The sequence below is a fragment of the Aeromicrobium sp. 50.2.37 genome, assembly GCF_024655735.1.
Lineage (GTDB): Bacteria > Actinomycetota > Actinomycetes > Propionibacteriales > Nocardioidaceae > Aeromicrobium.
Window position 1 is genome coordinate 15,781 of sequence record NZ_JANLGG010000013.1, and the last position, 19,811, is coordinate 35,591.

The following is a 19,811-nucleotide window of genomic DNA, read 5'->3' on the forward strand; positions in this document are numbered from 1 at the left end:
GAGGACTGGAGCAGCGTTGGTAGGTTCGGGGCGTGCGCATCGCCACCTGGAACGTCAACTCGATCCGCAGCCGTGTCGACCGCGTGACCGCCTTCCTGGAACGCCACGACGTCGACGTGCTGGCCATCCAGGAGACCAAGTGCCGCGAGGACCAGTTCCCCGCGCTCGAGCTCAGCTCGATGGGCTACGAGTACGTGCACGTGGGCCTCAACCAGTGGAACGGCGTGGCGCTGCTGTCGCGGGTGGGCCTCGACGACGTGGCCACCTCGTTCGCCGACCAGCCGACGTTCGGCGACCCCGCCGTGGTCGAGCCGCGTGCCGTGGGCGCCACGTGCGGTGGCGTGCGGATGTGGAGCCTGTACGTCCCCAACGGCCGCGACCTCGAGCACGAGCACTTCACGTACAAGCTCGAGTGGCTCGACCGTCTCCGCGCCGACGCCGCCGGCTGGCTGGCCGCCGACCCCGATGCGCAGATCGCGCTCACCGGCGACTGGAACATCGCCCCCCAGGACGACGACGTGTGGGACATGGCGGCCTTCGACGGCAAGACCCACGTGTCGGCACCCGAGCGTGCCGCGTTCGCGAGCTTCGTCGACACCGGCTTCAGCGACGTCGTCCGCCCGCACGCCCCCGGACCCGGCACCTACACGTACTGGGACTACCAGCAGCTCGCGTTCCCGAAGAAGCGCGGCATGCGCATCGACTTCGTGCTCGGCTCCCCCGCTCTGGCCGCTCGTGTCGAGGGTGCGTTCATCGACCGTGAGGAGCGCAAGGGCAAGGGCGCCAGCGACCATGCCCCCGTGGTCGTCGACCTGGCTTAGTCGAGCTCGCGGCGGGCTTCCAGACGAGCCAGGTCGGTGAGGAGACGGGCCACGTCGCGCGAGCGCGAGGTCTCCGCAGCCGCGACCGCCGCACGCAGGCGCGCATGCAGCAGAGCGGGCACCACGACTGCCGCGCCGGCCAGCACGACGACGACGGCGAGGGCCGGCGTCGTCCAGCCCCAGGCGAGGGGAACCACGCCCACCGTCACGAGGACGGCGGTGACGAGGGCGAGCGGGCGGGGCGAGAGCACGTCCATGCCGCTCATCGTCGCAGAAGTTCGGGGAGGCGTCGGGCCCACGCGGCATCGTAGTCGCGTGCGGCCTCGGCGAGCAGCGACCGACGACGCCGATCCCGCTCGGCGGGGTCGTGCAACGCCTGCACCCTCTCCCGCTCCAGCGAGAGCACCGGCACAGCCCCCTCCTCTAGCACGTCGAGCCAGGCGGCGTCGCGATCGGGTCGGGGCCAGTCCTGAGGGACCAGCACCACGTCGCAGGTTCGCGAGAACGCGCGACGCCCCACACGGCGATCGTCGATCGGCACCCAACCGCCACCCCTGCCTCGGCCCAGCACACGCGCATCCACACCGTGCGGCGCTCGTGGGCGGGTGCCTGCACCCGTGCACCCCGTGAGATCGTCGAGCAGGCCGACGACTGTCGCCCCGGGCACCGGCTGCGGCGACCGGACCGGCCCGAGGACCTCCCAGCGTCCGACCGGACCCGTGACCTCCACCCCCCACGCCGAGAGCCCGGCGACGACGTCGACATCGGCTGCCCACCACTGCACCTCGGAGGCGCCGGTGAGGAGCTGCGCCGCGCGCTCGACGTCGGTCGGATCGAACAGCGGCCCGTCGTCGGACTCCGGCGCCCTTTCGGCCGCCAGCACCACACGATCGGCGCGAACGTGCCAGGCCTCCCGTGAGGGTGGTAGCACCAGCAGCTCGGGGTCCCGCACCACGAGGACGTCCGCCGAGCACTCCCTCGTCGGGTCGAGCCACGCGACCACACCGCGGTCGACCAGGTCGAGCACGCGGTCGGCCGGCTCCTCGCGCCGTCGTGACGAGCGCCGAGCGGGCTCACCGCCCAGCACCCCGACGCGGTCGACCGTCCGGGCGAGCGACGCGAGCTCGACGGCGAAGCGTCCGCCGGGGCCACGCTCGCGCAGGTCCGCCCACACCGCCACGGCAACCCGCTGGTCGGCCTCGGGTCCTCCGAGGTGTGCCGGAGCGGCGAACGGTCGCGGACCGTCGGGGTTCAGCCGCAGGTCGCGCGCCGATGATCGACGGTGCCAACGCGAGAAGCCGCTGTGGTAGGCGTGGCGCGAGGGGTGGTGCCACGACAACCGGAAGTCCGCTCGCGAGAGCGAGCCGTGGCTCAGCTGGTAGAGCGTGAGCGGCTCCTCGAGCGTCCGGGCTGCCTCGGACCCGAAGACGGTCTCCAGCCGACGGACGAACTCCAGGTCGGCGGCCTTCCGGACCGGGTCGAAGCCGCCAAGACGGCGCAGGACCGGCTCTCGGCGCACGAGCAACGACGGCAGGTTGAGAGTGAAGGGCGGCGCGCCCACCCTGGTGATCCGCAGGTCCTCGTGCAAGCGCACGGCGCGTGAGGAGACGGCCACGAGGTGCTCGTGCGCCTCGAGCTCACGGACCTGACGCTCCAGGCGACGCGGGTGCATCCAGTCATCGGCGTCCTGGAAGCCGAAGAACTCCCCCCTCGCCTCCCGCAGCGCGCGGTTTCGGCCCCGGTAGGTGCCGCCATTGACGTCCTGCCGCAGGATGCGGATGCGGTCGTCGGTGGCGGCGAGATCGAGGATGCGCGCGGCGTCGGCCGGGTCGTTGGCGTCGTCGACGAGCAGCACCTCGAGGGGACGCCAGGTCTGGGCCAGCAGCGACTGGACCGCTGGCTCGAAGCTCGGGCCGGGGCGGAACACCGACACGACCACGCTGACCAACGGGCCGTCCTCCACGACGTCGGGAACGACGGACGTCAGTCGGTCGAAGGGCGATCCGTCACCCGCTGCGACCCCCACCGGCTCCAGACCGGCGTCGACGAAGGGAGAGCTAAGCCGCTCGAGCCACCCGTCGTGCCCGGCGGTCAGGTCGACCTCGGCAGCCCATGCCACCCACGGGTCCACTCCCGATTCGGCCAGGAGCACGCGTGCCCGGGTGTCGTCGCCGAGCACGACAGCCGCCTGCAGGGCGAGGTCGAGGTGCTCGATGCCCGCACCCGCACCAGGGGCGGCCAAGGCACGGACGAAGAGCTCGAGGCCGGCCCGGAGGTCGGCCGAGACCCCGCCGAAGGCCAGGAGTGCCCGGTTGACAAGCGCGTCAGGGTCGTCGCCGAGCACCTCGAGGACGGCATCGGCGCCGACGAGGTCACGGCGCAGCGCAGCGCGGGCCAGCGCACCCGGCGAGGTGGTGCGTGCGAGCTGGGCGAGCACTCGAGCATCGACCGCAGAGACGTCCTCGTGCACCTGTTCCTCCTCGGCGGGCACCGACACGGGCACCGCCACGCTACAGGGAGCGGCGCGGGGGCCCGCGTGTCACTCGTTAGGGTGGCAGCACCCGGTCCCCGAACGAGGAGCAGCACCCCGTGACCACGTCACCTGTCGTCCACATCACCGGCGCGCGCCCGAACTTCCCGAAGGCCGCGCCGGTCATCGCGGCACTCGCGCGGCGCGGCGTCCCGCAGCTCCTCGTGCACACCGGACAGCACTACGACGACGCGATGTCCGACGTCTTCTTCCGCCAGCTGTCCCTGCCCCAGCCCGACGTCAACCTCGGTGTCGGGTCCGGGAGCCACGCCGAGCAGACGGCCAAGGTGATGGTGGCGCTCGAGCAGCTCTTCCTGGAGCGGCAGCCGCGTCTCGTCGTGGTCTACGGCGACGTCAACTCGACGGTCGCGGCCTCGCTCGTGGCCGCGAAGCTCCACCTGCCCGTCGCGCACGTCGAAGCCGGCCTGCGCAGCTTCGACCGCACCATGCCCGAGGAGGTCAACCGGGTCGTCACCGACGCTCTCGCCGACCTGCTCTTCACCACCAGCCCCGACGCGAACTCCCACCTGGGCACCGAGGGGGTGGACGCCGGGCGCGTCCACCTGGTGGGCAACCCGATGATCGACACCCTGCTCGCCAACCTCGAGGCCTTCGACGCCGATGCCGCCCGCACCGAGTGGAGCATCGAGTCCGACTACGCGGTGGCGACGCTGCACCGTCCGGCCAACGTCGACGATCCGGACCTGGTCAGCATCATCGTGGAGCGACTCCACCAGGTGGCCGATCGACTTGCCCTCTTCATCCCCCTGCACCCCCGAGGTCGCGCCCGTCTCGTGGCTGCCGGCCTCGACGAGCACCCGAACGTCACGATCACGGACCCACTCGGCTACGTGGAGTTCATGAGCCTCGTCCGTGGCGCTCGCGCCGTGGTCACCGACTCCGGCGGCGTCCAGGAGGAGACGACGATCCTGGGCGTCCCGTGCCTCACTCTGCGTCCCAACACCGAGCGACCCGTGACCATCACGCACGGCACCAACGAGCTTGTCACGCTCGACACGGTGGTCCCGGCGCTCGAGCGGGTCCTCGCCGGGGGCGACGAGGACCGCGGCACGCCGCCGCTCTGGGACGGCCGGGCCGGCGAGCGCATCGCGCGCGTGATCGACGGCTGGCTTCGCGACCGCTGAGAGGAGCGGCCTCAGCTCGCGCCGAGACGTTCGTACAGTGCCGTGACCCGTCCGGAGAGGACGTCCCAGTCGCGGTTCGCGATCACCCAGCGGCGACCCTCCTCGGCGAGCGAGGCGCGCAGAGCCGCGTCACCCGCCACACGATCAAGGACCTCGGCGAGGGACTCCACGTCGTCCTTGCGGAACAGCAGCCCGTTCGTGCCGTTCACGAACTCCTTCAGCACGGCCACGTCGGACGTGACGAGCGGCTTGCCCATCGCCAGCGCCTCGAAGGGCTTCAGGGGCGAGACGATCTCCGTCACCGGAGAGGACAGCCGCGTGATCGGCGCGATGTCGACCAAGGAGTAGTGCGCCTCGACCTGGTCGAACGGGATCTTGCCGAGGAGCAGGACGATGTCCTCCAGACCGAGCTCGGATCGCGCCTCCTCGAGTCGTGAGGCCTCGCTACCGCCACCGACGATCATGACCCTCAGGTCCGGGTGGTCGTCGCGGATGCGACTGACTGCCTCCAGCAGGAGCGGCAGCCCCTCGTACCAGTTGAGCGAGCCGATGTAGCCGATCACCGTCTTCCCCTCGAGCCCGTAGCGGGCCTCGAGGTCGGGGTCACGCTCCAGGGGCGAGAACCGTGACGTGTCGACACCGTTGGGCACGACCTCGATCTTGTCCGCGGGAATCCCTCGCTCGACGAGCGTGTCACGCAGACCCTCGGTAATGGCGATGACGTGGTCGGCCTCCTGCGCGGCCAAGGTCTCGATGTGCTTGGCGAAGCGGTACTGCGGCGTGAACTCGTACTCCGGGATGAGCGAGCGCCGCCCCTCCTCGTTGAGTCCTCGGACCTCGTAGATGTGCGGGAGTCCGAGCGAACGCGCCGCCACTGAGGCAGCAAGCGCGTTGTAGGCGTTGCTCGCCGAATGGATGAGCGACGCACCGCGGCGCTCCGCGAGGTCGCGCAGGCTCGACGAGTACGACGTGATGTAGTCCTGCAGCGGGTAGACGGGCATGGCCTCGTCGTGCTCGAGAAGGTGGTGGTAGCGCACACCATCGATCTCGTGCTGGGCGGCGAGCTCGGCTCGAGCGCCGGACGTGACGTCGTTCAACGGGAACCCGGGAGGCGTGAGCGCATCGATCTCGTAGCCGTGCCTCACCAGGCCCGACAGCAGGCCGTGAGTGCGGTTGGCCGAGCCCGTCACACGGTGCGGTAGGGAATTCTGGATGGCGTGCACGACCTTGCGCGGCGTCGCGGTCGCACTGCGGGGCGCGGCCGCAGGAGGACGCCAGTCGGTGTCCATCATCGCGAACGAGTCCCGCTCTGCCACGATGAGGCGGGCGCGTTTGCCGATGTTCCCGGTGTCGTCGACGAGCTGTTGTGCGCAGTCGACGGCGAGCTCGACGTCGCCGAGCCGCCAGAGGAGCGCCGCGGCACGCGAGAGCTGACGGGGCCGCAGCCCGTCCGCTCCGCGTGAGCGCAGGAGCGACTGGACCACCTCGGCGCTGTGGACCGCGATGGCGATGCGCAGCAGCAGCAGGGCATCGGCGTCGTCCTGGACACCGACGAGGACATCGAGGGGATCGAGGGACTCGTCGGTGAGGTGCTCGACCACGGCCAGGAGGCGCGCGACGTCGATGTCGCCCTGGTGCGCGGCGTGGTCACGCAGCCACGGCATCATGGCGAGCACGATCTCGCGCTTGACGGGGAGCAGCACGCCCTCGATCACGGGGTCGAGGGACGTGCCGGTGAAGTCGTCTCGCGCCTTGAGTCGCTCGAGGATCTCGGCCGTCACGATCGTGCGATCGGTGTCGAGCAGACCACGGAGGTGCTCGGCGAGCGGGTAGGCGAGACGTGGGTGCGCGTCTGCCACCGCGGTGCGCAGCTCGCGCAGCACCGCCTCGCCACCTCCCACCTGGTGAAGGACCGGCTCCGCTCGACGAAGCGCCTCGAGCGCGGGTTCGGCGAGGACCCGGCGTCTCAGCTCCGTGAGCACGGCGCGGCGGGCTCGCGGACCACGCCCAGCCGCGGCGACGACGGCGTCGGGACCTTGGGTGCCGTCCAGCACCCGGGCGACGGGCCTGGCGAGACGGGCACGGACGAGCGACGATCGCACGGCGAGGGGCACGGGGGACCTTCCAGTGGCGGGCGCGGGACCGGTCTCGAGTCTACCGTCCACCTGCCGGGCGGCGAACACGCCGACCCCAGGTCCGACGTGGTGGAGCCTCGCGAGCCGTTGGGTACGCTTCGTGACGGCCCGAACCCGAGGACGAGGACGTCGACCGTGTCAGACCAGCCCGCCACGCAGGGTCCCGTGGAGGAGACGCACCAGCAGCGCCTCGACGTCGAGGGCATGCGCGCGATCGCGATCGGCACGGTCCTGGCGTTCCACGCCGGCCTGCCGTGGTTCGCCGGCGGCTTCGTCGGTGTCGACGTCTTCTTCGTGCTCTCCGGGTTCCTCATCACAGGCCTGCTCGCCCGAGAGCTCAGCCGCAGTGGTCGGGTCCGGCTCGGTCGATTCTGGGCCCGCCGGGCTCGTCGCCTGCTTCCCGCGAGCGCGCTGGTTCTACTCTTCTCGACGGCCGTCACCTGGTTCGCGCTCCCGCTCACCCAGCGAGGCGCGTTCGGTGGCGACATCGTGTCGGCGGCCCTCTACGTCGTGAACTGGCGCCTGGCAGACCGCTCGGTCGACTACCTCGCGGAGGACGTCGGCGCGTCCCCGGTCCAGCACTTCTGGTCGCTGGCCGTGGAGGAGCAGTTCTACCTGGTGTGGCCCGTCCTGCTGCTCCTCGTGGCTCTGCTCGCGCGAAAGCGGGTGCTGCGCGGAGCCTTCCTCGTGCTGGCGCTCGTGGCGCTGGCCTCGTTCGCCTGGGCCGTGCACCTGTCGCGGACCGATCCGGCCCCGGCGTTCTTCGTCTCCACCACGCGCGCCTGGGAGCTGGCCGTCGGCGGCCTCCTCGCCCTGGCCGCTCCTCAGGTGCACCGGGTGCCGGCAGTCGCGAGGGCTGCACTGGGCTGGATGGGCCTGCTCGCGGTCGGGTGCGCGGCGCTGGCGTTCGACGGCAGCACCACGTGGCCGGGCGTGGCGACCCTGGTCCCGGTGCTGGGCACCGCCGCGATGCTCGCGAGCGGCGTGGTGCCCACCAGGGGCGGCCCCGGCACACTGCTGAGCCTGAAGCCGCTGGTGTGGCTCGGCGGACTCTCCTACTCCCTCTACCTGTGGCACTGGCCGGTGCTGGTGGCCGGCGAGGCGTTGATCGACGACTTCAGAATCCGGCACGGCGTCGTCCTCACGCTCCTCAGCGTCGTTCCGGCCTGGCTGAGCCTGCGATACGTCGAGAACCCCATCCGCTTCGGAGTGCGCTTCAAGCCCGACGTGCGGTCGTTGCAGCTGGGTGCCGTGCTCACCAGCGTCGGTGTCGCCCTGGGTCTCGTCCTGGTGCTGGCACCGGGCGTGTCCGGCTTGGAGCGGGCCACGCCGCAGCAGGCGCAAGGTGCCCGCGCCCTCCTCGACTCGTCCGCCGACGCCACCGACCCCGCAGACCAGCGCCGCCTCGACCGGGTACGACCGCTGCCGCAGGACGCGAGCGACGACCGGCCCGCCTTCTACGACGAGAAGCCCGAGTGCCAGGTCGCGGCAGACGACGACGACGTCGAGGTGTGCGCCTGGGGCGACACCGACGCCGACCGGACAGTCGTCATCGTGGGCGACTCCAAGATCGGCCAGTGGCAGCCCGTGCTCGCCGACATCGCCTCCGACGAGGGGTGGCGTCTGCTGCAGATCACGAAGTCCGCCTGCACGTTCACCGACTCCTACCTCTCCACCGGCGGCAGCGCCGATCGCTCGTGCCGCACCTGGGGCCAAAGGGCGTTGCGCACGATCGAGGACCTCGACCCCGACCTCGTCCTCACCTCGGGCGGACGCAACACGGCACTCGCCGACGTCGCCTCGACGCAGGCCTCGCAGGACGCCATGGCGGACGGCCTGACCTCGATCTGGGGCCGTCTCACCGATCGCGGCATTCCCGTGGCCGTGCTGCTGGACAACCCTCGACCCTCCACCATCCCGGTCTACGAGTGCGTGGCGGAGAACGTCGACGACCTGCAGTCGTGCACCTTCGACCTCGACGAGGGACGGAGAGGCTCGGGAGCACCGGCGCAGCAGGAGGCCGCCGCGCGGGCCGGCGTAGGGGTCATCGACCTCACCGACGTCGTCTGCCCCGACGGCCGGCGTTGCCCCGCCGTCATCGGTGACGTCCTGGTGTACCGCCAAGGAACCCACCTCACGGTCACGTTCGTCCGCAGCGCCCGCGAGCAGCTCGAGCGGGCGCTCTCGGCGGTGGGCAACGGCTCGTTCGGGCAGCGCTGAGAGTCCGTTAGGCTGTGGCAGTTCAACTCTCGAAGGGAACCCTGTGAGTCACGACCTGACCATCATCGGCCTCGGCTACGTCGGCCTCCCGCTCGCGCAGCAGGCGTCCCGCTCGGGACTGAGCGTGGTCGGCTTCGACGTTGCCGCGCAGCTCGTCGAATCGCTGAACGCGGGCACCAGCCACATCGACGACCTCAGCGATGCCGACGTGGAGGAGATGCTCTCCCTCGGCTTCCGCGCGACGACCGACGAGGCCTCCCTGTCCGAGGCGTCCGCCGTGGTCATCTGCGTGCCCACCCCATTGTCCGAGAGCGGCGAGCCCGACCTCGGCGCCGTGACAGGTGCCACCGGAGCCATCGCGCGCAATCTGCGTCCCGGGCAGCTCGTCGTGCTCGAGTCCACGACGTACCCCGGCACCACCGAGGACGTCGTCCGCCCGATCCTGGAGACAGCAGGCCTCGTTGCCGGCGAGGACTTCCACCTCGCGTTCAGCCCCGAGCGGGTCGACCCGGGCAACCCGACGTACGGCATCCAGAACACGCCGAAGGTCGTTGGCGGCTTCACCCCTGCCTGCACCGAGCGCGCCGTGGCGCTCTACGAGCGCTTCATCGACACCGTGGTCCCCAGCAAGGGCACGCGGGAAGCCGAGACCACGAAGCTCCTCGAGAACACGTACCGCCACATCAACATCGCGCTGGTCAACGAGATGGCGCGGTTCTGCCACGAGATGGACATCGACCTCTGGGACGTCATCCGGGCGGCGGCGACCAAGCCATTCGGGTTCCAGGCCTTCTACCCCGGGCCCGGCGTCGGCGGTCACTGCATCCCGATCGATCCGAACTACCTGTCCTACAAGGTGCGTACCGACCTCGGCTACCCGTTCCAGTTCGTCGAGCTCGCGCAGACCATCAACCTCGGCATGCCGCGCTACGTCGTGGATCGCATCACCGAGCTCCTCAACGAGGACAGGAAGGCCCTCCGCGGCTCGACGGTCCTCCTGATCGGCGTCACCTACAAGCCCAACATCGCCGACCAGCGCGAGTCGCCGGCCACGCCGCTGGCCGAGCTGCTGCGCGCCAAGGGCGCGACGCTGCGCTACTTCGATCCGTACGTGGAGAGCTGGCGCCCGGGTGGCACCGAGGTCGATCGGGCCGCGGACCTCGACGAGGCGCTGAGCTCGAGCGATGTCAGTGTTCTGCTGCAGAACCACCGTGACCTCGATGTCGAGCACCTCGGCGCCACCGCCCAGCGTCTCTTCGACACCCGGGGCGTTGCCGACGGCGAGAACGTCAGCCGGCTCTGAGGCTCAGCTGCCCCAGGTGGGCCGCAGCGGCATGTGCGCGTCGCCGTCGGGACCGACCTTCACGCCCAGCACCTGGTGCAGGCCGATCTCGTTGCGCTCGAAGGCGAGACGCGAGCCGGCCATGTAGAGGCCCCACACCTTGGCGATGCCGAGGCTGACCTCGCCGAGTGCCTCGTCCCAGTGCTCCTCGAGGTTCTGCGACCAGCCCTGCAGGGTGAGGGCGTAGTGCTCGCGGATGTCCTCGACGTGGCGGACCTCGAGCCCGTGGTCGTGCATGGCCGTCACGATCGTCCCGACCGGGGCCAGCTCGCCGTCGGGGAAGACGTAGCGGTCGATGAACGCGCCCGCCTTCGGCGACAGCGACCCGTCGCGCCGGGTGATGCAGTGGTTGAGCATGCGGCCGCCGACCCTCAGCTTGCCCTGGAGGAACGTGAAGTAGTCGGGGTAGTTGCGCACCCCGATGTGCTCCATCAGGCCGATGGACGAGACGGCGTCGAAGTCGCCCTCGCCCACGTCGCGGTAGTCGCTGAACCGCACCTCGGCGAGGTGGTCCAGACCCTGGTCCTTGATCGCCTGCTGCGCCCACTGCGCCTGCTGCTCGCTGAGCGTGACGCCGAGGGCCTTCACGCCGTAGTGCTCGGCGGCGTGGCGCACCATGCCGCCCCAGCCGCAGCCGACGTCGAGGAGCCGGTCGCCCGGCCCGAGCCCGAGCTTGCGGCACACCAGGTCGTACTTCTCGCGCTGGGCCTGCTCGAGCGTGGCGTCCTCGGTGGGGAAGACGGCACAGGTGTAGGTCATGGACGGGCCGAGCACCAGCTCGTAGAACCGGTTGGACACGTCGTAGTGGTGATGGATCGCCTCGGCGTCCCGCGCCTTGCTGTGCCGCATCCCCTCCACGACCCGGCGCCAGCGCGGCAGGTGCTCCTCCGGGGGAGGCGGCGGCGGCTTGAGGTTCGACAGACCGAGGCTGCGGACGATCTGCAAAAGCTCGGCCGGACCGGGCACCTTCAGCCGCAGGCGGCTCTGGACCAGGGTCATCAGGTCGTAGGGGTTGGCCAGCGACACGCCCTCGATCTCGAGGTCGCCGGCCACGAAGGCCCGGCCGAAGCCGAGGTCCCCGGGAGCGGTCATCAGGTAGGCCAGTCCGCGCTCGGTGCGCAGGCGGACGGTGATGTCGGCGTCCTCGGGCCCGGCGCTGCTGCCGTCGTAGGCCTCGAACCGGAAGGGCATGCCGTCGCGCATGAGGCGCTCGACGGCGCCGGCGATGGTGAGGGTGTCGGTGTCCCGCGTGATGATGCTCATGAGTTCCTCACGGCTTTCTCGTACAAGGAGCTGAGTCGCCCCTGGGGGTCGTGCTCGGCGCGCACGGCGTCGAGCGCCGCGGTGCCGTAGAGGTCGGCGAAGGTGGCCTCGTCGTAGAAAGCCTCGGAGTACAGCGACTTGTGGCCACCGAGGGTGTGCACGTGCTCCTCGACGCGCCGGTTCACCAGGCCCTCGGGCGAGCCGGCCGGGACGACGACCGTGCCCCAGAAGCCCAGGTTCACGTACGTCTCGCCCGGCCGCAGCGGGTAGCCGGGCCAGGAGCGGGTGGTGCGCAACGGGCACAGCCACACCGGCCGCATGCCGACCTCGGCGTCGAACCAGGAGAGGAACTCCGGGACCGCGGCCACCGGGACCTCGACGTCCTGGATGACCTTCTCGCGGCCGGGGACCTTCTTCACGCGGTCGAGCAGCCGACTGACGCCGACCTTCGCGTCGAGCGCGATGATCCGGTGGTAGACGTCGGAGCGTCGCCAGCGTCGGGGCCAGACGCGTCGCACCCACGGGTTCTGGGCGCCGAAGGCGGCCGAGCACCAGAACCAGTCGGTGTCCCAGCGCCACAGGTAGTCGTACATCGTGAGGCGGTCGGTCTCGCGGCGCTGGAGCGAGCGGTAGAACACGTCCTGGCCGGTGTAGTCCGACGTCGGACCGGGCTCGTCGGTGAACCGGGCCAGCGTCACGTACACCTCGTCGGGCGCGAAGGCGGTGGCGTCGAGCCCGTGGACCGGCTCGCCGTGCCAGGTACCGGACTCGGCGACCTCGCCCAGCATCGTCGCGGCGACGGCGGCGTCGTCGAGGCGGACGTGGCGCAGCGCGACGTAGGGCGGCACGGCCTCGAGGCGGATGCGCAGGCGCGTGGCGTAGCCGAGGCTGCCGTAGGAGTTCGGGAAGGCGTCGAAGAGTGCGTCGCCGGGCTTGCAGGTGACGATCTCTCCCGCGCCGGTGAGCACGTCCATCTCGAGGACCGACTCGTGCGGGAGGCCGTTGCGGAACGACGTCGACTCGATGCCGAGGCCCGTCACGGCGCCACCGAGCGTGATGGTGCGCAGCTGCGGGACCACGTAGGGGATCAGACCGTGCGGGAGGGTGGCGTCGACCAGGTCCTCGTAGGTGCACATGCCCTGGACGTCGGCCGTGCGCTCGCCCACGTCGAGGGCGACGACACCGTCGAGGCCGTCGACGTCGAGGCCGGGGACCCCCGGGTCGGCGCGCGGGCGGAAGAGGTTGGACGTGCGCTTGGCGAGACGTACCGGCGCTCCGGGCGGGATCGCGGCGTAGGAGGCGAGCAGCCTGTCGACCGCCCGCTGGTGCTCGCTCCAACCCTTCACCCGCCCAGACTAGGACGGCGGGAGGGCCGACCTCCACCCGGGATGGTTGCAGCCGTCAACGACCCTGGGTCGCGCGTCCTCCGCCGCCTCAGCGGGGATCGGGAAGCCGCCACACCAGCGCCTCGCCCTCGCCCTCGACGAGCAGGCGTTCGACGTCGGTCGCGCGGAGCTCGTCGCCAGGCCCGAGACGGACTCCGTCGACCACCACCTCGCCGCGCGTGACGTGGACGAGGACCTTCGCGGCACCGAGGACCTCCAGGGGCTCGTCGGCCCGCGGGCGGGCCACCGCCAGCTCGGCGTCGGCGTGGACGCGCACGGCCGGGTGGAGGCCGGGCCCCTGCGGCACGGAGGCGGACGCGTACTGCGGGGCGGCGTCGTGGCGCGAGCGCAGCATCATCTGCACGAACCTCAGCGGCTCGGTCGACGAGGCGTTCAGCTCGGCGTGCTCGGCACCCTCGCCCGCGCTCAGCCGCTGGGCGACGCCCGGCTCGATCGTGCCGGCGTGGCCGGTCGTGTCGCGGTGCGCGAGCTCGCCCTCGAGGACCCAGGTGACGATCTCGACGTCGGCGTGACGATGGGCGTCGTACCCGCCACCCGGCGCGACCTGTTCCTCGTTGATCGCCACGAGAGGACCGAACCCCACGTTGTCGGGGTCGTAGTGCGCGCCGTAGGAGAACGAGTGAAGGGTTCGCACACCCTCGCCCTCGGTGACGTAGCGCTCGCTCGCGAGGCGAACCCGGCTAGGCATAGCCGAGCTCGTGCAGCCGGGCGTCGTCGATGCCGAAGTGGTGCGCGATCTCGTGCACCACGGTGATGCCGACCTCGCGGACGACGTCCTCCTCGGTGTCGCAGATCGCGAGCGTGGGGTTGCGGTAGATCGTGATGCGGTCGGGCAGCACTCCCCCGTAGGCGGTGTCACGCTCGGTGAGCGCCACGCCGTCGTAGAGCCCCAGCAGGTCCGGGTCCTCCGGCGGGGCGTCGTCCTCGACGAACAGCACCACGTTGTCGAGCATCGCCGTCAGCTCGGGAGGCACCTGCGCGAACGCGGCCTCGACCAGCTCGGCGAACCGGTCCTCGCTCATCTCCACCACGGGTCCATCCTGCCCGAGCGCCCCAGGCCCGTCGGGGCGGACCGGGCGTCGTGGCGGGCGCGTCCCACCGGCCTGCGTGGCCCCGTATGCTGGGGCGGCCGCGCCCCCTTCGTCTAGCGGCCTAGGACGCCGCCCTTTCAAGGCGGTAGCGCGGGTTCGAATCCCGTAGGGGGTACCAGATCTCCCCTCACTCGAGGCGCCTTCGTGTGATCTCCATCACCTTTGGGTCTCTTTTCCAGGAATATGCCCTGACCTGCGCAAACTCGAGTTGGAAGCGTGTAGTTCTCGACCTACGATGACCTCATGGTCGCCGTCCTCCTCACCTTCCTCAGCCTCGTCCTCACCCTCGCCATCGGCGCCGTCTTCCTGCTCGGGGCCCACCAGCTCGTGACCATCGTCGTGCGACACCTCGAGACCCGTCCGACATACTCGGACGATGCCCGCCGGACGCTTCGCTCCCTCGCCGTCCGGCGACCTGCACGTCGGTAACCTCCGCACCGCGCTCCTCGCCTGGTTGTTCGCCCGCTCCACGGGGCGCAGCTTCCTGATGCGCGTCGAGGACCTCGACCGCGTCCGCGCCGGGTCCGAGGAGCAGCAGCTGGCCGACCTGCGCACCCTCGGGATCGACTGGGACGGACCCGCCGTGCGCCAGAGCGAACGTCGCGACGTCGTCGACGCCGCCATCGACACCCTCGAGTCGGCGGGCCTGACCTATCCGTGCTTCTGCACCCGTCGCGAGGTGCAGGACGCGCCAAGCGCACCCCACCTGCCGCCCGGCGCCTACCCGGGGACCTGCCGCGACCTGACCGACGACGAACGCACGGCACGCGCGACGGACCGCCCCGCCGCCCTGAGGCTCCGCTCCACGACGTCCACGTGGACCGTCCGGGACGAGCTGCACGGCGACGTCGAGGGTGCCGTGGACGACTTCGTCCTGCGCCGCAACGACGGCGTGCCGGCCTACAACCTGGCCGTCGTCGTCGACGACGCGGCGCAGGACGTCAACCAGGTGGTGCGCGGCGACGACCTGCTGACGTCGGCGCCACGACAGGCCTACCTCGCCTCGCTGCTCGGACATCCCCAGCCGACCTACGCGCACGTGCCGCTCGCCGTGAACACCCGGGGCGTCCGCCTGGCCAAGCGCGACGGGGCGGTCACCCTGCGCGAGCTCGGCCGCGACCAGGCCTGGACCATGATCACCGCGTCGCTGGGGCTGAGCGGTGACACCCCGTCCGACCTGCTCGCCTCCTTCGATCCCGCGTCACTCCCGCGGCAGCCCTGGACCGTCGTGGCCGAGGCTCAATGATGGGCTCGATGCCGCACGCGTAGAAGATATCGCGCAAAGAAAGAATCCTGGAATCGCAGTGGTTATCGGGACTTTCGACTCTGTAGTATCGCTCATGTGTTCGGTAGTGTGAGCTCATGACCGCGCAGCACGTCGCCGAGCAGCTCACCACTGCTGCGCGTGCGTTGCGTGAGCACCCCACGACCACCGATGCGCTGCGGGTGCTGCAGGTCGTGCAGAACGCGATCGATGCGGCGAAGGTCGATCTTGTGGCCGAGATGGCCGAGCACGGTGACCACGAGGCCGAAGGCTGCTCGAGCGTAAAGAACTGGCTGCGCGACCAGCTGCACCTCGACGCCAAGGACGCATCCCAGCTCACCAGGTCGGCCCGGACGCTGACCGACATGCCCGAGCTGGCCGACCTGGCCACCGCCGGAGCCGTCTCGCTGGACCATGTCGATGCGTTCACCTACGCCGCCCGGCACATCGACCCTGCCGCGGTCGAGACCTGCATGGATGCCTTGCTGCACCTGGCTGAACGCGCCGAGCCCGCCCAGATCCGCAGGGCCGTCAAGAAGCTGCGCGACGCCACCCATCCCGACGACCTCGACGAGGCCTGGATCAAGGGCATGGCCAAGCACGACATCAAGCTCTCCGCCGTCGGCGAGGGATTCCATGTGACCGGCTTCCTCCCGTTCGACACCGGCACGAAGTTCAAGACCGTTCTCGACTCGCTCTCCGCACCGACCTGCGCCGAGGACGACCGACCCGTCAACGAACGACGCGTCACCGCCCTCGACCAGCTCCTCACCTCGGTGCTCGAGTCCGGACTCCCCCAGGACAAGGGCGTACGCCCCCACGTCTCACTGACCGTCGACCTCGCCGACCTGGCCCAGGACGCAGAGACCACGACCGCCGACCTCGCCGGCTTCGGCACCATCGGCCCGGCCCAGCTCCAACAGATGCTCTGCGACAGCGCCTTGACTCCCATCCTGACCGCCGGCAAGCACTCAGTGCTCGACGTCGGCCGCACCGCACGTCTGGCCACACCGGCGCAGCGCAAGGCCGTCGTCGCACGACAAAGCGGCCGCTGTGGCGGACTCGGCTGCTGGGGACCCATCGTCCACATCCACCACGTCCAGTACTGGTCCCACGGCGGCACCACCGACCTCAAGAACCTCATCGGACTCTGCCCGAGATGCCACGCACTCGTGCACCAAGGCTACTTCACCATCGACCCCACCACCCACGAGATCGGCCGCACCCTGCGCACCCACCGCACCGGCAGGCACATCCGCATCGCACGAGCCGGCTGACGCAGGTTCAGCCGTGCTGGGCCAGGAACGACTCCATCAAAGCCGTCACGGCCTCGGGCTGCTCGATGGTGCTCGAGTGGCCCGCCCTCGGCACGACCTCGAGGCGCGCACCGGCGATGCCGGCCACGATCGCCTCGGCCTTCGCCACCGGCGTGGCCACGTCGTCCTCCCCCACGATCACCAGGGTCGGCGCCTCGATCCGGTCCAGCTCCGGAGCGATCGGGTCGCGGTCGGTCACCCCGAGGATCGCCGCGCGCATCCCGCGGCGGTCGACCGTGGCCAGCTTCGCCATCCACGGGCCGACGACGTCGTCGCGCCGCGACGAGCCCAGCAGGTCCGGACCGAACATGATCGGCTCCACCTTCGAGCGCACCGGACCCATGCCGAGCCAGCGGTAGACCCGCGCCAATGTCCGGTACTGCGCGACCTTCTCGGGGTCTTCAGGGCCGGCGCTGGTGTCGAGCAGCACGAGCGAAAGGACCCGGTCCGGGTGCCGGGCCGCGAGCCGCATGCCCACGAACCCGCCCATCGACAGACCGGCGTAGTGGACTGCGTCGAGGTCCAGGTGGTCCAGCAGCGCCACCAGGTCCCCCGTGAGCGAGTCCATGTCGGCCGCGCGGTCCGCTGCCGCCGGGGTGTCCCCCTGCCCCCGCCAGTCCACCGTGATGCAGCGGTAGCGATCCTTCAGCGCCGCCACCTGCGGGTGGAACATCCAGCCGCTGAACAGCAGACCGTGGCCCATCACCAGCGTCGGCGCACCGGGCGACGGCTCGCCGGAGTCGGTGTAGTGGAACGAGATCCCGTTGACCTGAGCATGTGGCACGGGTCACAGGGTGCCACACCTCCGGCGCGCCCGAGCGACCCCGACCGGACGCACCACGGCCCGGCACCCACGTGGGTGCCGGGCCGCGACGCGGGTCCGATCGGTCAGATGAGGCCCTTCTCCTCCAGCCACTCCTTGGCGACGGTGGCGGCCGAGGCCTTCTCGTCGCCGTCGACCCGACCGTTGAGCTCGATGAGGTCCTCGGTCGTCAGCTCGGCCGAGACCGCGTCGAGCGCGTCCTCGACCACGTCGCTGGACTTCGCGTCGTTGATCAGCGGGATGATGTTCTGCGCCGCGATCAGGTTCTTCGGGTCCTCGAGGGTCACCAGGTCGTTGGCCTTGATCGAGGGCGTCGTCGAGTAGATGTTCGCGACGTCGACGTCACCGTCCTTGAGCGCCTTGATCGTGGCCGGTCCACCGGCGTCGCTGATGGGCGTGAACTCCACGTCCTCGGCGCCGTAGACCTTCTTCAGGCCGGGGACGCCGTAGGGCCGGGTCTCGAACTCGGGGTTCGCGCCGACCTTGACGGTGCCGAGCTTGGCGAGGTCGCCGATCGAGGTGATGCCCTCGGACTCCGAGAGCTCCCGGGTGACGTTGTAGGAGTCCTTGTCCTCGGCCGGGGCGGGCTCGAGCGTCTCGAGCTTCTCCGGCAGGGCGTCGTCGAGCGCGTCCTCGACCGCACCGGACTCGGTGGCCGTGGCGTCCTTGTCGAAGTAGAGCAGCAGGTTGCCGGTGTACTCGGGGATGAGGTCGATCTCGCCGCCCTCGAGCGCGGGGATGTAGGCCTCCCGCGCACCGATGCGCAGCTTCTTCTCGACCTTGACGTCCTTGGCCTCGAGGGCCTGGGCGTAGATCTCGGCGACGATCTCGGCCTCGGTGAAGTCGGCCGAGCCGACGACGATGGTGTCGGAGTCGGACGCGCCGGCCTCCGTGGGGTCACCGCCGCACGCGGTGAGGGTGAGGGCGGCGGCCGCGAGCGCTGCGCCGATCCCGATCTTGTGCACGGACATGTCTCTCCTAGGGGTGGTCGTGCTCAGGTGGTGGAAGTCTGGGTGGTGGAGGTCTGGGTGCCGGAGGTCTGGGTGGCGGGCGTCTCGGACGTGTCGTCGTGCGAGGAGCCTGCACCCCTGCTGGGCCGGGCGTTGCGCGCCGCGGCGCCTTGGGCGGCGGCGAACAGTCCGTCGAGCAGCAGCGCCAGCACGACGACCACGACCGAGCCACCGACCATCTGCGGGTAGTCGCGCACGGCCTGGCCGTCGAAGATGTAGCGGCCGAGACCGCCGAGCGACACGTACGCCGCGACCGTGGCGGTGGCCACGACCTGGAGCGTCGCGGCGCGGAACCCGCCGACGACGAGCGGCAGCCCCAGCGGGACCTCGACCTTGGTGAGGATCTGCCACTCCGTCATGCCCTGGGCGCGCGCGGCGTCGACCGTCTGGGGATCGACGGACTCGACGCCGGAGTAGACACCGGCCAGCAGCGGCGGCACGGCGAGGATCACCAGGGCCAGCGTGGGCGCACCGAGCCCGATGCCGAGCAGGAGGGTGAACATCGTGAGCACCCCGAGCGTCGGCAGCGCACGCAGGGCGCCGGTGACGCCGATGGCGAGGCCGCGCAGCCGGCCCGTGTGGCCGATGTACAGGCCCAGCGGCACCGCGACCGCGGCGGCCACGGCGATCGTGAGGCTGGTGTAGCCGACGTGCTCGAGGACGCGGTTGGGGATGCCTCCCTCGCCCGACCAGTTCGCACCGTCGGACAGCCAGGAGGCGGCGTCGGTCACGATGCTCATCCGTTGCCTCCTGCCAGCGCCTCGGCTCGCGAGCTGGCGAGCCTCCGCCAGAAGCCGCCCTGCGGGCGGTTGCTGCCACGGTCCCACGGCATGAGCACCCGACCGGCGAGCACCAACAGGGCGTCGATGACCAGCGCCAGCACCACGATGCCCACGAGACCGACCATGATCTCGGTGAGGAAGTCGCGCCGGAAGCCGCTGGTGAACAGCGACCCGAGGTTGGAGACGCCGATGAGCGCACCCACGCTGACCAGGCTGATCGTGGAGACGCTCACGACCCGCAGCCCGGCCAGCAGCACCGGTCCGGCCAGCGGCAGCTCGACCCCGAGACCGCGCTGTCGCGACGAGTAGCCGGTGGCCGTGGCGGCGTCGAGGACCGCGGGCGAGACGGACTCGAACGCGTCGGCCGCGGTGCGCACCATGATCGCGACGGCGTAGATGCTGAGCGAGATGATCACGTTGAGCGGGTCGAGGAAGCCGGTCCCGATGATGCCCGGCAGCGTGACGAACACCGCGAGCGAGGGGATCGTGTAGAGCACGCTGCCCGCGCCGAGCAACGTGCCGCGCAAACGCGGGTGGCGACTGGCGTACCAGCCGATCGGCAAGGCCAGGGCGAAGCCGATGACGATCGGCACGACGCTCAGCCAGGTGTGCTGCCAGAAGAGCTCGAGCACCATGTCACGGTTCTGCCACGCCCACTCCACG

Annotated in this window: 18 protein-coding genes and 1 tRNA gene; 8 read left to right on the forward strand and 11 right to left on the reverse strand. The window is 70.8% G+C overall.

From position 1 onward, the window contains the following. The first annotated feature begins 32 nt into the window (after window positions 1-32). Window positions 33-821 (forward strand): exodeoxyribonuclease III, encoded by a 789-nt coding sequence (locus NUV38_RS08530; RefSeq protein ID WP_257728719.1) that lies wholly within the window; start codon window positions 33-35, stop codon window positions 819-821. Here NUV38_RS08530 and NUV38_RS08535 read toward each other — a convergent pair. Together NUV38_RS08535 and NUV38_RS08540 are read right to left on the reverse strand one after the other, a co-directional pair. Further along, window positions 818-1,078: a hypothetical protein gene (locus NUV38_RS08535; RefSeq protein ID WP_257728720.1), complete on the reverse strand. Its 261-nt coding sequence runs from the start codon at window positions 1,076-1,078 to the stop codon at window positions 818-820. The two genes, NUV38_RS08530 and NUV38_RS08535, sit on opposite strands and share 4 nt — an antisense overlap. A gap of 5 nt (window positions 1,079-1,083) precedes the next feature. After that, the gene (locus NUV38_RS08540) at window positions 1,084-3,291 is read right to left on the reverse strand and encodes a glycosyltransferase family A protein (protein WP_257728721.1); all 2,208 of its coding nucleotides are present in this window, start codon (window positions 3,289-3,291) and stop codon (window positions 1,084-1,086) included. 119 nt (window positions 3,292-3,410) lie between these two features. Between NUV38_RS08540 and wecB the strand changes: the two genes are divergently transcribed. Beyond that, entirely contained in the window at window positions 3,411-4,496 is a 1,086-nt protein-coding gene (gene wecB, locus NUV38_RS08545) for a non-hydrolyzing UDP-N-acetylglucosamine 2-epimerase (protein ID WP_257728722.1), read from the forward strand. An 11-nt stretch (window positions 4,497-4,507) separates the two neighbouring features. Here the strand turns inward: wecB and NUV38_RS08550 are convergent, their stop codons facing one another. Continuing rightward, complete coding sequence (locus NUV38_RS08550) at window positions 4,508-6,610, reverse strand: glycosyltransferase family 4 protein (RefSeq protein WP_257728723.1); 2,103 nt, start codon at window positions 6,608-6,610, stop codon at window positions 4,508-4,510. Between the two features lie 156 nt (window positions 6,611-6,766). Between NUV38_RS08550 and NUV38_RS08555 the strand changes: the two genes are divergently transcribed. Both NUV38_RS08555 and NUV38_RS08560 read left to right on the forward strand, forming a co-directional pair. Then, window positions 6,767-8,851: an acyltransferase family protein gene (locus tag NUV38_RS08555; RefSeq protein ID WP_257728724.1), complete on the forward strand. Its 2,085-nt coding sequence runs from the start codon at window positions 6,767-6,769 to the stop codon at window positions 8,849-8,851. A 43-nt stretch (window positions 8,852-8,894) separates the two neighbouring features. Then, window positions 8,895-10,154 carry a nucleotide sugar dehydrogenase gene (locus tag NUV38_RS08560; protein ID WP_257728725.1) on the forward strand — a complete coding sequence of 420 codons (1,260 nt, stop codon included), beginning with the start codon at window positions 8,895-8,897 and terminating at the stop codon, window positions 10,152-10,154. Window positions 10,155-10,157: 3 nt separating this feature from the next. On the opposite strand, the gene NUV38_RS08565 is transcribed toward NUV38_RS08560, so the two are convergent. The 4 genes from NUV38_RS08565 to NUV38_RS08580 form a co-directional block, all read right to left on the reverse strand. Then, the gene (locus NUV38_RS08565; RefSeq protein WP_257728726.1) at window positions 10,158-11,456 is read right to left on the reverse strand and encodes a class I SAM-dependent methyltransferase; all 1,299 of its coding nucleotides are present in this window, start codon (window positions 11,454-11,456) and stop codon (window positions 10,158-10,160) included. Further along, complete coding sequence (locus NUV38_RS08570) at window positions 11,453-12,802, reverse strand: FAD-binding oxidoreductase (RefSeq protein WP_257728727.1); 1,350 nt, start codon at window positions 12,800-12,802, stop codon at window positions 11,453-11,455. The genes NUV38_RS08565 and NUV38_RS08570 overlap by 4 nt, the downstream gene beginning before the upstream one ends. Window positions 12,803-12,890: 88 nt before the next feature. After that, a complete protein-coding gene (locus NUV38_RS08575) occupies window positions 12,891-13,550 on the reverse strand; it encodes a pirin family protein (RefSeq protein ID WP_257728728.1) in 660 nt (219 codons plus the stop codon). Beyond that, a complete protein-coding gene (locus NUV38_RS08580) occupies window positions 13,543-13,884 on the reverse strand; it encodes a metallopeptidase family protein (protein WP_308219675.1) in 342 nt (113 codons plus the stop codon). Before NUV38_RS08580 ends, NUV38_RS08575 begins: the two co-directional genes overlap by 8 nt. A 111-nt stretch (window positions 13,885-13,995) precedes the next feature. On the opposite strand from NUV38_RS08580, the gene NUV38_RS08585 reads away from it, so the two are divergent. The 4 genes from NUV38_RS08585 to NUV38_RS08600 all read left to right on the forward strand — a co-directional run bounded on the left by NUV38_RS08585 (window position 13,996) and on the right by NUV38_RS08600 (window position 16,494). Next, a tRNA-Glu gene (locus NUV38_RS08585) sits at window positions 13,996-14,071 on the forward strand. 125 nt (window positions 14,072-14,196) lie between these two features. Then, window positions 14,197-14,382: a hypothetical protein gene (locus tag NUV38_RS08590; protein WP_257728730.1), complete on the forward strand. Its 186-nt coding sequence runs from the start codon at window positions 14,197-14,199 to the stop codon at window positions 14,380-14,382. Further along, window positions 14,330-15,199 carry a tRNA glutamyl-Q(34) synthetase GluQRS gene (gluQRS, locus tag NUV38_RS08595; protein ID WP_257728731.1) on the forward strand — a complete coding sequence of 290 codons (870 nt, stop codon included), beginning with the start codon at window positions 14,330-14,332 and terminating at the stop codon, window positions 15,197-15,199. The genes NUV38_RS08590 and gluQRS overlap by 53 nt, the downstream gene beginning before the upstream one ends. A 116-nt stretch (window positions 15,200-15,315) precedes the next feature. Beyond that, window positions 15,316-16,494, forward strand: coding sequence for an HNH endonuclease (locus tag NUV38_RS08600; RefSeq protein ID WP_257728732.1), 1,179 nt, complete (start codon window positions 15,316-15,318; stop codon window positions 16,492-16,494). Window positions 16,495-16,501: 7 nt separating this feature from the next. Here NUV38_RS08600 and NUV38_RS08605 read toward each other — a convergent pair whose 3' ends face one another. From NUV38_RS08605 to NUV38_RS08620, 4 genes are all read right to left on the reverse strand, one after another. Further along, window positions 16,502-17,317 carry an alpha/beta fold hydrolase gene (locus NUV38_RS08605; RefSeq protein WP_257728733.1) on the reverse strand — a complete coding sequence of 272 codons (816 nt, stop codon included), beginning with the start codon at window positions 17,315-17,317 and terminating at the stop codon, window positions 16,502-16,504. A gap of 104 nt (window positions 17,318-17,421) precedes the next feature. Next, window positions 17,422-18,327 (reverse strand): ABC transporter substrate-binding protein, encoded by a 906-nt coding sequence (locus NUV38_RS08610; protein ID WP_257728734.1) that lies wholly within the window; start codon window positions 18,325-18,327, stop codon window positions 17,422-17,424. A gap of 23 nt (window positions 18,328-18,350) precedes the next feature. Then, window positions 18,351-19,106, reverse strand: a complete 756-nt coding sequence (locus tag NUV38_RS08615) for an ABC transporter permease (protein WP_257728735.1) — start codon at window positions 19,104-19,106, stop codon at window positions 18,351-18,353. After that, the gene (locus NUV38_RS08620) at window positions 19,103-19,810 is read right to left on the reverse strand and encodes an ABC transporter permease (RefSeq protein ID WP_308219672.1); all 708 of its coding nucleotides are present in this window, start codon (window positions 19,808-19,810) and stop codon (window positions 19,103-19,105) included. The genes NUV38_RS08615 and NUV38_RS08620 overlap by 4 nt, the downstream gene beginning before the upstream one ends. Between the last annotated feature and the right edge of the window lies 1 nt (window position 19,811).